The sequence below is a fragment of the Flavobacterium amniphilum genome, assembly GCF_023634845.1.
Taxonomy (GTDB): Bacteria; Bacteroidota; Bacteroidia; order Flavobacteriales; family Flavobacteriaceae; genus Flavobacterium; species Flavobacterium amniphilum.
The window spans coordinates 94,417-106,597 of the sequence record NZ_JAMLJL010000011.1 but is presented as its reverse complement, the minus strand read 5'-3'; the positions used below and the strand labels follow the sequence as shown (position 1 = coordinate 106,597).

Genomic DNA, 12,181 nt, shown 5'->3' with positions numbered 1-12,181 from the left:
TTAATCTGTTTTAATTTTTAATTAGCGTTTCGATGAAACTATTGTCCATGTACAGAAAATTCGGGAAACAGTACTCAGCTTCTTTGAGTACATTTTTGTCTCCTATTCCGATGCTTAGCATACTGGCAATATTTGCAGCCTGTATACCGGCAACCGAATCTTCAAAAACAATGGCATTTTCGTTTGAAACACCCAATAATTGAGCTGCCCTGACAAATACCTCAGGGTCAGGCTTAGCATTGGTAACATCGTTACCATCAACAATCACGTCGAAAAAATGCAGTAATCCAACTTTTTCAAGTATGGGACGTGCATTTTTACTCGCAGATCCCAAAGCGACACCTTGGTTATTTCTTCTTATAAATTCGAGTGTTTCCCTGACATTTGGCAAGATTTCCGATTCATCCATCTTTTCAATATAAGACAGGTAATCTTCATTTTTTTGAATCAGCCATTTTTGCTTATCCTCTTCGGAAGCTTCGACACGCCCCAATCCTAAAATGATTTCAAGGGAACGAACCCGGCTTACTCCTTTGAGTTCTTCATTGTGTTCGGGAGTAAAAAGTATATCTAAACTCTCCGCCAATTTCTGCCAGGCCATAAAATGATATTTTGCCGTATCGACGATCACGCCGTCCAAATCGAATATGAATGCTTTTTTACTCATGACTTTATCCTTTTATTGCTTTTTCCTCTGTAATTAAAAAGTTACACAACCCTCCCAACACAAGTGAGGTTCCTGCCAGAAGCATTGGAGCAATTGCTGAATCTCCGAACAGTTTTGACAACGTATTGACTCCTCCCAATGAGGCGATGATTTGCGGAATTACAATAAACATATTGAACAATCCCATCATCATTCCCATTTTGTTCTCATTGACAGAACTCGAAAGCATGGCATAAGGCATGGACAAGATACTTCCCCATGAAAGACCTATAAGAAGAAATGAAACATTGAGCCAGCTTTGGTCTTTAATAAAACCCATTAAAATAAAACCAACTCCACCGGCAATCAATGAAAACATATGGATATACTTTCTGTTCACACTCCTTTTAGCCGCATAGAATGTCAGCAACAATGCAAAAGCCATAGAAGACAAACCGTACAATCCCATGGCTGAGCCAACTTTATCAGATGCCGTCTGGAATAATTTATTGGCAGTATCAAACACTTCCTGTTGGCCCGGTTTTGTAAAATCAAAAAGTTCTTTGTTGGGAGCCGGGGAATTAAACACATGTTCAGTCAAAGCCGGTGTAGCCATACTCCACATGGTAAAAAAAGCAAACCAACTGAAGAACTGGATAATTCCCAGTTTCTTCATTGTGGAAGGCATTTCCTTCAAAGAAGCCAACAAGTCACCAAAGAAATTTTTATCCCTTTTTTCTGCTTTGAAAGCTTCGATATCCTTTGGCGGATATTCTTTAGTAGTCAGAACAGTATACAGAATACTGATGAGAAAAACCAAAGCACCGATTCCGAACGCTATTTTTACATACTCGGGAATAACTCCGGGTGCTGAATTATCCTCAAACCCCATTTTATTCACTAACCAAGGTAAGTTTGAAGCGATCCATGTTCCGATACCGATAATAAGTGTTTGCAATACAAACCCATAAGACCGTTGCGAATCGGGAAGCTTATCAGCAACCAAAGCCCTGAAAGGTTCCATACTGACATTAATGGAAGCATCAAGAATCCACAAGAAACCGGCAGCAATCCATAAAGCTGATGAATACGGAACAAAAAAGAGCGCAAAAGAACTCAGTATCGCTCCAATTAAAAAATAGGGTTTTCTTCTTCCAAAACGGGGTGACCAGGTATTATCGCTCAGATAACCAATAATTGGCTGAACAATCAATCCTGTAAGAGGGGCTGCTATCCACAGTCCCGGAATTTCATGCGGTTCTGCACCCAATGTCTGGAAGATCCTTGACATGAACCCGCCTTGCAGTGCAAATCCGAATTGTATTCCCAAGAAACCGAAACTCATGTTCCAAATTTCCCAGAAACCTAATTTACGCTTTTCCATTATCGTAATTTAAAGTTTATACTACGATAAGCGTTTTGTGCTTATCAATACATATTTTTATTTTCGAAGTAAAAGTATATGCTTGATAATTGTGGTAAATATAATGATTGATTCCAATCATGCTCCATCCGGAAAATGAATTTCTTCACTACAACGTTAGAGTCTTAATAACTTTTTATCGGGTCGACTCTCTTTCGACCAGATACGTCTCTACAATTTCAACTGTGTAGAACTCATCATCCTCATCATTTTCCAATCGGTCAATCAATAATTTAGCAGCCCTCTTCCCCATTTCCACTCCATCCTGACTTACGGTTGTAATCGATGGTGTTGAGAATTTGGATATGATCCCGTCCGTAAATCCGATTACCGATAAATCTTCGGGAACTCTTTTACCTAATTTACTGGCTGCTTTGATGGCAGTTACGGCAAATAATTCATTAACGGCAAAAATTCCATCCATATCATGTTCGGCAACAAACTTTTCAATTTCAACTGCGCAATTTTCTATATCCTCGATTTTTAAAATCAGTTCATCCTTTACAATCAGGTTATTCTGTCTGAATGCCTGTAAATAACCATCGGTTCTCAGTTTACCCACACTCACATAATCAACCGTGGTGATGATACCAATTTTCTTCATTCCTTTAAAAACCAGGAAATTCACAGCATCCTGCGCAGCCGTTTTATCATCAATAATTACCTTATCACAAAAAATATCATTGGTCACACGGTCAAACATGACAACCGGCATTCCCTGATTGATTGCTTCTGATATATGATGAAAATCACCTTTATTTTGTGTTTCTTTAGACAATGACATTATAAATCCGTCTATACTGCCACCGGCCAACATTTCCATATTGATTACTTCCTTGTCAAAAGATTCATCCGAAAGACATACAATAACATTGTATCCGTAATCATTAGCGTAGTGTTCTATACCACTGATAACAGTCGCAAAAAAGTGATGTACGATTTCAGGAATAATGATTCCGATGGTCTTGGTTTTTCTGTTTTTTAAACTCAAAGCAATATTATTTGGCTTGTAATTATACAATTTGGCGAAAGCCTGTACTTTTTCTCTTGTTTCTTCTCCAATTTCCGGACTGTTCCTTAATGATTTTGACACGGTGGAAATCGAAACATCCAATTCTTTTGCAATTTGTTTCAGGGTAATTTTTTTCCTCATTACAGAATATAAAATTGATAATTTGAAAATAAAGGTAAATTTTATTTTTATGAATGAAAATTTTTTACCTAAAAATATGCTTTTTCTTAAAAGTTTTCAACACGAAAACGTTTGCGGTTATGTTTTAACAAGTGTTCCTGAAAATTGTTTTAAAATTTATATAAATTTAACTTATCGAAGTAAAATGTATGCCCACCAAAACAATTTTCTAACTTAAACAAAATGTATGAAAACATCGTATAAAAAGTTGTTACTTTTAGTACTTATGTTACCACTTAATTTACTGGCTCAAAGTAAATTACAAGGAGTTGTCACCGACAAAACCACGGGTCAGCCACTCCCTGGTGTCAACGTAACGGTAAAAGGAACAAATAATGGGGTTTCCACAAATTTTGACGGACAATTTTCATTATCAAATTTAAAAAATGGTGATGCTGTCTTATTTACTTTTTTGGGCTTCAAAGAACAAACCATAACATTCTCCGGGCAAAACAACATCACTGTTGTAATGCAGGAAGAATCTTCAAAACTGGATGAAGTGGTTGTGGTTGGATATGGTTCCGTAAAGAAAAAGGATGCAACGGGATCTGCTTCAGTACTATCAACCAAAGAATTTAACAAAGGTGCTATCTTAACAGCTGAAAACCTGTTGAATGGCAGAGTTGCCGGAGTAACCATAAATACGAGCGGAGCACCCGGATCAGGTTCGGAAATCAGAATCAGGGGTGGTTCTTCCTTATTTACAAGTAATGACCCGCTTATTGTTATTGATGGACTTCCGATTGAAAACAAAACAGCAACCGGAAGTACTTCATTCCTTGCTTCTTTAAATCCAAGTACGATTGAATCAATGACAATTTTAAAAGATGCTTCTGCAACTGCAATCTATGGGTCAAGAGCTTCAAACGGGGTCATTATCATCACAACTAAAAAAGGAAGCAAAAATCTTTCAGTCGATTACAATGTCCAATTCAGTATTGGAAAATTACAAAAAACAGTAGATGTACTGAATAGTTCTGAATTCGTCAATGCTATTGAAACTTACTTCCCGGATGAGACTAATCTTTTAGGCATTGATGATCCAACTACATCTGCAACTGATAATCTGGCAACTCCGGGCATTATTGAAGGTAGAATTCTATACAACACTGATTGGCAGAAAGAAATTTACAGAAAAACCACAGAAACAGTAAATCAGGATTTAACTTTAAGAGGTAACTTATTTAAAGCTGTCCCAACTCGTTTAACGCTAGGAAACACTTATCAGTTAGGTCTAAGACTCACAAATAAATTCACCCGAAATTCTGTTGGTTTAGCTTTGAATCCAACATTATTTAAAGATCATCTTAAGCTTTCCGTAAATGCAAATTACTCAAACGAAAGAAATAGATTCACTAATGGTGTTGAAGGCGGTGCTTTGCGTTTTGACCCTACAAAACCTGTTCGCTTGGACGGATCCATTTGGGGAGGTTATTACGAAAACACAACCAGCCCAACTGAATTATCCAATACAGCCCGAAATCCGGTTTCTGAACTTTTACTGAGAAATGACACAGGACTTGTAAACCGAATTTTCGGAAACGTACAGGCTGACTACAAATTACACTTTTTCCCTGATCTAAGAGCTGTAGTAAACGTAGGTATAGATAAAATCAAAGGAGAAAGATCCCTTTTCTTACCTAAATATGCCGGTACGGCAGACGGAAACGGAACCAGTTTTTCAGGAAAATACGGTAACGACCAGTTTGAAAGCTCTGAATCGACAAATAAACTATTTGACGGATACTTAGTGTACAATAAGCAAATTGGCAAACTAAACCTGGAAGCCACCGCAGGTTATTCATATCAGAAATTCGAATCAGAGAATTTCACAACAAGAAACAGATTAAACCCAACTTCTGCAGGGCCGGAGACAACAATTGACACTGATTTGGTTTTAATTGGTTTTTTCGGAAGAACAAACCTTACTCTTAATGAAAAATACTTATTAACACTGACATATAGAAGAGACGGTTCTTCCCGTTTTCCTACCAATGAAAAATGGGGTAATTTCCCAGCCGCTTCCTTTGCCTGGAAAATGAACAAGGATTTACTGAAAGAAGACAGTGTAATTTCAGATTTAAAACTGAGATTGGGATGGGGTATCACAGGACAACAAGATTTACCTAATGATGCAAGGAATTACTACCTTCCTATTTATTCAACAGGTAATACAAATTCTCAGTATTATTTTGGTCCCGAAACTTACATAGTGGGATTGCCTTCACCAACAAACCCTTTCCTGAAATGGGAAGAAACCACTACGTATAATGCAGGCTTGGATTACGGAATCCTAAACAACCGAATTACAGGAAGCATTGATGCATTTTACAAACAATCAGATGATTTATTAGCCAATGTGGCTTTTGCAGATGGAGGTAACTTTTCTAATGCCGGATGGCAAAACATTGGTAGTTTTACCACTAAAGGTATTGAATTGAATATTAATGCTGAAGTTGCTAAAACCGAAAACTGGAACTGGAACCTTAATTTTAACGCCACTAAATACGAAAGACGCATCAAAGAGTTGGCTTTCGGATCAAATATTCTTGTTGGTGGAATCGGAGGTGGTACCGGTGGTACAATACAAGTACACAGTGAAGGATATACTCCTAATTCATTCTTCGTTTACAAACAGTTGTACGATGCTGACAACAATCCAATCGAAGGTGCTTATGCCGATTTAAACAACGACGGAATCATCAACAATAACGACCGTTACATTTACAATAATCCGGATCCGGATTTTGTTCTGGGATTCCAATCCAATATGAATTATAAAAACTTTGACTTCTCTTTTAACCTGAGAGCGAGCATCGGAAACAGGATTTACAACAACGTGAATTCTTCAAGAGCACAATTGAACCTATTAAAAGACAATACTGTATTAGGCAATATACCTTCTTCTGCATTGGAAAGCGGGTTCACTACAACTTCAGACGTTATTTTATCTGATTACTACATTGAAAACGCTTCATTTTTAAGAATGGACAATGCCACTTTAGGCTATACCATTCCGAAATGGATAGACGGAAAAGCATCTTTAAGATTTAACATTGGTGTCCAAAACCCATTCGTTATCACAAAATACAGCGGATTGGATCCAGAAATCACCGGAGGTATCGATAATACGATCTACCCAAGACAAAGACAGATTTTATTTGGTGCAAACGTGAAATTTTAAAATTTAAACCATGAAGAAATTAAAATATAACATAATTTACATCCTTGGATTTCTGACATTTTTCACTTCATGTACCGATGATTTGAATGTGACACCGGAAGATGATGACATTTTCCTTTCAGATGCCTTTTTCTCAACAAATGAATCATACAAGCAAGGATTGGCAGGTATTTACGGAAATTTATCTTTAACCGGACTAAATGGTGCCGAATCATCAAATATTCAGGGAATAGACGCCGGAACAAGTCAATATGGACGATGTTTATGGTACATGCAGGACTTAGCAGCAGACCAGGCCATCTGGAGTTATGAAAGTGACCCGGGTGTTGGTGAAATCCAAAGAAATACATGGAACGCAAACAATCCTATTTTAAGAGGTATGTTCGGAAGAGCAATGTTCCAGGTAGCATTGGTAAATGAATATTTACGCCAGACAACTCCTGAAAAATTAAGCTCAAGAGGTGTTACAGATACTCAATTATTAAATGATATTGCATTATACAGAAACGAAGTTAAAGTATTGAGAGCTTTGGCTTATTATCATTTAATGGACTTATTCGGAAAAGCAGCTCTGGTAACTGAAAATGATCCAATTAATACTGCCGGTCCTGAATACGACAGAGCCGAATTATTCAATTACATTGAAAGTGAATTAACTTCTGTCCTACCTTCTTTAAAAGAACCCAGAACGAACGAATATGGCCGTTTGGATAAGGCAATGGCATGGATGATTCTGGCTAAATTATACCTGAATGCAGAAGTATATATCAATCAGCCTAAATATACTGAGTGTGCAGCAATGTGCAATAATGTAATTGGCGGCGGGTATACATTGGAAGATAATTATCTGGACAATTTCAAAGCAGATAACCACACATCGACCGAAATGATTTTCAGCATCCAGTCTGACGGAACAGCAACGCAAAATTATGGACCAACTACGGTGATGATCAATGGTCAGGTAGGATCACTTGAACAAAATGGAGCTTCAATGGGCGTTGGTGCCGGAGGCTGGGGCGGTGCCATCCGTCTTAGAAAACAGTTTGTTCAGAAATTTGACGGCATTCAATTCAACAATGATGAAAGAAAAACGATTATTTCAGCTGAAAGACCAATTGAAATTGCATCTATTTCAACACAAAAACAAGGATACATTTTAGCCAAGTATTCTAACATAAGCTCTACCGGAGTTCCTGGATCCAATCAAACTTTTGTGGATACTGATTTTCCCTTGTTCAGATTAGCCGATGTTTATTTAATGTATGCAGAATGCGCATTAAGAGGAGGCGGAAATACCACAACAAGCCAGGCCTTGACTTATGTTAACAATTTAAGGGAAAGAGCTAACAACGGAACAACAGCAAACATCCTTTCATCTGATTTAACATTGGATTTTATATTAGACGAAAGAGCAAGGGAACTACACTGGGAATCCCACAGAAGACAAGATCTTATCCGTTTCCATAAATTCACCGGAGGTTCTTACAACTGGACCTGGAAAGGAAACAGTCAAAGCGGTATTGCGTTACCGGCTCATTTTAACGTGTACCCAATACCGGCGGCTAGCTTAGCTTCCAACCCTAATTTAACCCAAAATCCTAATTACTAAATTCATTAGCTATGAAAAATATATTCAAATATTTATCTCTCAGTATAATCGCATTGATATTGAATTCGTGTGAAGATGAAAATAATTTCAAAATTCTGGAACCTGAAGACGCGTCTTTCGAAATCGTTACGCCTTCAACAGGAACTTCAATAATTTTATCAGAAGCGACTCCTAATAATCCGGCCGTTACTTTCACATGGGAACCTGCAATTTACACTGTTCCTACTGCTGTAACCTACACAGTTCAATTTGCTAAAAACGGAACAAATTTTGCCGCGCCGGTAGACATTACAACTTCTCCTACAACAAATGCAACGGTTAATGTTGCTGAACTAAATCTTAATTCTTTGTTATTGGGAGTAGCGCCATTCACGGAAGGAACAATTGATGTAAGAATCAAAGCCACTGTTGGCACTACAGGTGCAGAACCTCAGTATTCAAACAGCATTACTCTTTCGGTTACTCCTTTTGGATGCCTGAATCAATATGCAGTTGGTGCAGGTTTGGTAGGTGCAGGATGGAACTGGAACAGTCCTGTCGTATTATTCTGTAATGACAACGTTTTAACTTCAACAGTTGATTTTGCTAATGATTCATTCCGTTTTTTCACAACAGAAGGAGATTGGGGATCAGGAAGAAATTATCCATACTATACTGGTGCCGGATATGTAATCAACTCAACATTAGTCAATGCAAACGACGGTGACAGTAATTTCAGATTTACCGGAACACCTGGTACCCATCGTTTGAAAATAGATGAAAACAACAAAACCATCACTGCTTTCCAGGGATCAAACACGAATAGTTCTTACTGGCTGGTTGGTGCTGCAACTCCGGGCGGATGGAGCTGGGCCGGTGACAACGAAACTGAACTTGGAAAAATTGACACCGGAATATATGAAGTTCCTGTCGAATTAAAGAACAATGAAGCATTCAGAGTTTGGTTTGCTAACGACGGAGGTGACAGCTGGGGTTCTCCTAACAGAAATTTCCCGGGATACATCGCTGACGGTTATACCATTTCTGCAGATTTTGTTAACGCTAATGATGGTGACAGTAACTTTAGATATGTTGGCACAACTGCAACAAAAAGATTTAAAATTGATACAGTTAACAAGACCATAACTTTTAACTAAAAACACACCAAAAAAGGCTGGTTAACCCAGCCTTTTTAATTTATCTATAAGTATGAAAAAAATTATTTTATTCATATTGTTTTTCATATCGATGGTATCTTGGTCACAACAGCAAACAGTAAGCTATAGTGTTTCACCAGGCACATTCGACGAAAATCAATCCGTTACTTTGACTTTTCAGGGATCTTCAATTAATGAAGGCACTTGGGGAGTAGCCGGAAACGCCCTGTATTTATGGTCGTGGTCTTACGATATCAATGATACAAACAGTTTAGATTGCCCTACCAACGGAACATGGACAGCTTCTAATGAAGCTAACCGCTTAACCTACAATTCAGGAAACGACACCTATACCATAACTTTTTCCCCTACCACTTTTTACAGCCGGACAGGAATTGGCAGGATTGGCTTTCTGATTAAAGCAAAAAACGGAACCGGTGATAAAAAATCACAGGATATTTATGCAGAAGTTGGTACTTTTCAGGCAAATCTGACTTCTCCCGGATTAAATTCAAATACCATAATTTCGTCAGGCGGGAACCTCAATATTACAGCCAACAACACTAATGGAAATGCTAATTACATTTTATTGGCCAATGGAACACAAATCAATACTTTTTCCGGTTCTTCCTATAGCTACAACGACACAAACATCACCACTAACAAAGCATACGAACTCATTATTACACAAGGTGTTGTAACATTTTCCAAAAAATTCAATGTCATCATCAACCCGGGAACTATTTCACAGGCAATCCCAGCCGGACTTGAAGACGGAATCAATTACAATCCGGGTGACGCTACACGGGCGACTTTGGTTTTGACCGCCCCGGGGAAAGATTTTGTATATGTAGCAGGTAGTTTCAATAATTACCAACCATCAACGGCTTATGCCATGAAAAAAGATCCTGTTTCAGGAAAATTCTGGCTGGAGTTAACGGGATTAACTCCGGGACAATCAGAGAATTACCAATATTGGGTGGTAGACCAGACGCCAATAGCAAATTCACCTTCCTTTGTCAAAGCTGCCGATCCTTATTCAACATTGGTATTATCTCCTTATGATGATCCCTGGACACCGGTTTCAACCTATCCGAATATGCCAGTTTATCCTGCCGGTCAGGAAAGGGAAGTTACCGTTTTACAAACCGGACAAACGGCTTATCCATGGATAAACACTTCTTTTACAAAACCTAAAAAAGAAGACTTAATCGTCTACGAAGCACTAATCCGGGATTTTGATTCCGACAGGAATTTTCAGGATTTAATAGACAAAATCAGTTATTTCAAAAACCTGAAAATAAACGCCATCGAATTAATGCCGGTAATGGAATTTGAAGGTAACGAAAGCTGGGGATACAATACTTCTTTCCACATGGCTTTGGACAAGCATTACGGACCTTCGGCAAAATTGAAAGAATTCGTAGACCTCTGTCATTCAAATGGAATTGCTGTTATTCTGGATATTGCTTTTAACCATGCTTTCGGAAGAAATCCCATGGTGCGTATGTGGATGAATGATCCTGATGGTGACGGCTGGGGTGACCCAAGCACTGAAAATCCATATTTCAATACGGTAGCCAGACACAGTTACAGTGTTGGATCCGATTTCAACCATGCCTCGGCTTATACCAAAGAATACGTAAAAAAAGTAACTAAATACTGGATACAGGAATTCAAAATTGATGGTTTCAGATGGGATTTAACCAAAGGTTTTACTCAGAACTGTTCAGCTGCTGATGAATCGTGTACAAACAGTTATCAGGCTGACCGCGTTGCAGTTCTAAAAGAATATGTAGACAATTGCTGGACTGCAGACCCAACACATTATGCAATTTTCGAGCACTTAGGCACCGAAAACGAAGAAAAAGAATGGGCAAATTACCGAATAGCGGAAAACCCAAGCAAAGGGGTTATGATGTGGGGTGAAATGACTTCTCAGTATGAACCGCTTATAAAAGGGGTTGCCGGAGCCGATATAACCGGCATCGGACATAAAAGCCGAGCTTCTTTCCTTGGAAAAAGACTGTTGGGATATCCGGAAAGCCATGACAAAGAACGTTTGGTTTATACAGCTATGACAACTGGAAATGCCGCAGGAGCTTTTCCTGTATACAATAATCTCCCGAATACTTTAAACCGTATGTCAGCCATCGGAGCCGTTTCTATTTTGGTTCCGGGTCCGAAAATGATCTGGCATTTTGCTGATTTAGGCATGGATGACTCCATTTATACCTGTAGCAACGGAACGGTAAACACTGAAAGCGACCCTACTTCAGGAGATTGCAAACTGGCCACAAAACCGCAACCGCAATGGACAGAAAACTGGCTTACTGATCCAACACGGAATACCATTTACAATAATTGGACTAAGTTCAATATCCTTAAAACCCAGGAGGCTGTTTTTGAAGGCGATTACACTATCAATACTGACGGAAGCACTGTAAAACAACGCCTGTATGTTTTCGATAATGCCTTACCGGCTTCAACCCTTAAAAATGTGGTAGTTCTGGCTAATTTTTCTGTCGCTAATTTAACCATCAACCCTAACTTTCCTTATGCGGGTACTTGGTATAATTTAATAGACGGAACTTCGATGAATGTGACCGATACACAGGCTGTAATCTCTGTTCCCTCTGGCGGCTTCAGAATTTACGGAAACCAACCCGCACAAAGCTTAAACAATGAGGGTTTCAATTTAGCCAATTCCATTGTTTTGTATCCTAATCCTTCAAATGGTTATTTCAACTTATCGGAAGCTGTCAAAACAGTAGAAATATACAATCTGACCGGTCAGTTGGTAAAAACATTTAAGGGTGGTTTTGCGGCTCAACACAACTTCTCTGTGGAAAACCTGAACAGCGGACTATATTTTGTCAAGCTTACAAATGAAACAAACCAACAGGGAACAATCAAATTGATCAAAGAATAGTTGTTTGAAATAGTTAAATTTGTTAAATCAAAAAAGCCCGGGATAAACCTGGGCTTTTT

7 protein-coding genes are annotated in these 12,181 nt (G+C 38.5%); 4 read left to right on the top strand and 3 right to left on the bottom strand.

Annotation, left to right across the window (positions count from 1 at the left end):
- Positions 1–10: 10 nt before the first annotated feature.
- From pgmB to NAT51_RS13265, 3 genes are all read right to left on the bottom strand, one after another.
- Complete coding sequence (pgmB, locus tag NAT51_RS13275) at positions 11–667, bottom strand: beta-phosphoglucomutase (protein WP_250599393.1); 657 nt, start codon at positions 665–667, stop codon at positions 11–13.
- Between the two features lie 4 nt (positions 668–671).
- On the bottom strand, positions 672–2,030 hold the full coding sequence (locus NAT51_RS13270) for an MFS transporter (RefSeq protein ID WP_250599391.1): 1,359 nt from the start codon (positions 2,028–2,030) through the stop codon (positions 672–674).
- Between the two features lie 175 nt (positions 2,031–2,205).
- Positions 2,206–3,222 (bottom strand): LacI family DNA-binding transcriptional regulator, encoded by a 1,017-nt coding sequence (locus NAT51_RS13265; protein WP_250599389.1) that lies wholly within the window; start codon positions 3,220–3,222, stop codon positions 2,206–2,208.
- Between the two features lie 226 nt (positions 3,223–3,448).
- Here NAT51_RS13265 and NAT51_RS13260 point away from each other — a divergent pair, with 226 nt between their 5' ends.
- Genes NAT51_RS13260 through NAT51_RS13245 form a run of 4 tightly spaced genes read left to right on the top strand, consistent with a single transcriptional unit; the run spans position 3,449 to position 12,122 of the window.
- Positions 3,449–6,445 carry a SusC/RagA family TonB-linked outer membrane protein gene (locus NAT51_RS13260; RefSeq protein WP_250599387.1) on the top strand — a complete coding sequence of 999 codons (2,997 nt, stop codon included), beginning with the start codon at positions 3,449–3,451 and terminating at the stop codon, positions 6,443–6,445.
- 10 nt (positions 6,446–6,455) lie between these two features.
- On the top strand, positions 6,456–8,054 hold the full coding sequence (locus tag NAT51_RS13255; RefSeq protein ID WP_250599385.1) for a RagB/SusD family nutrient uptake outer membrane protein: 1,599 nt from the start codon (positions 6,456–6,458) through the stop codon (positions 8,052–8,054).
- Between the two features lie 11 nt (positions 8,055–8,065).
- Complete coding sequence (locus tag NAT51_RS13250; protein WP_250599383.1) at positions 8,066–9,190, top strand: SusE domain-containing protein; 1,125 nt, start codon at positions 8,066–8,068, stop codon at positions 9,188–9,190.
- Between the two features lie 52 nt (positions 9,191–9,242).
- The gene (locus tag NAT51_RS13245) at positions 9,243–12,122 is read left to right on the top strand and encodes an alpha-amylase family glycosyl hydrolase (RefSeq protein ID WP_250599381.1); all 2,880 of its coding nucleotides are present in this window, start codon (positions 9,243–9,245) and stop codon (positions 12,120–12,122) included.
- The last annotated feature ends 59 nt before the right edge of the window (positions 12,123–12,181 follow it).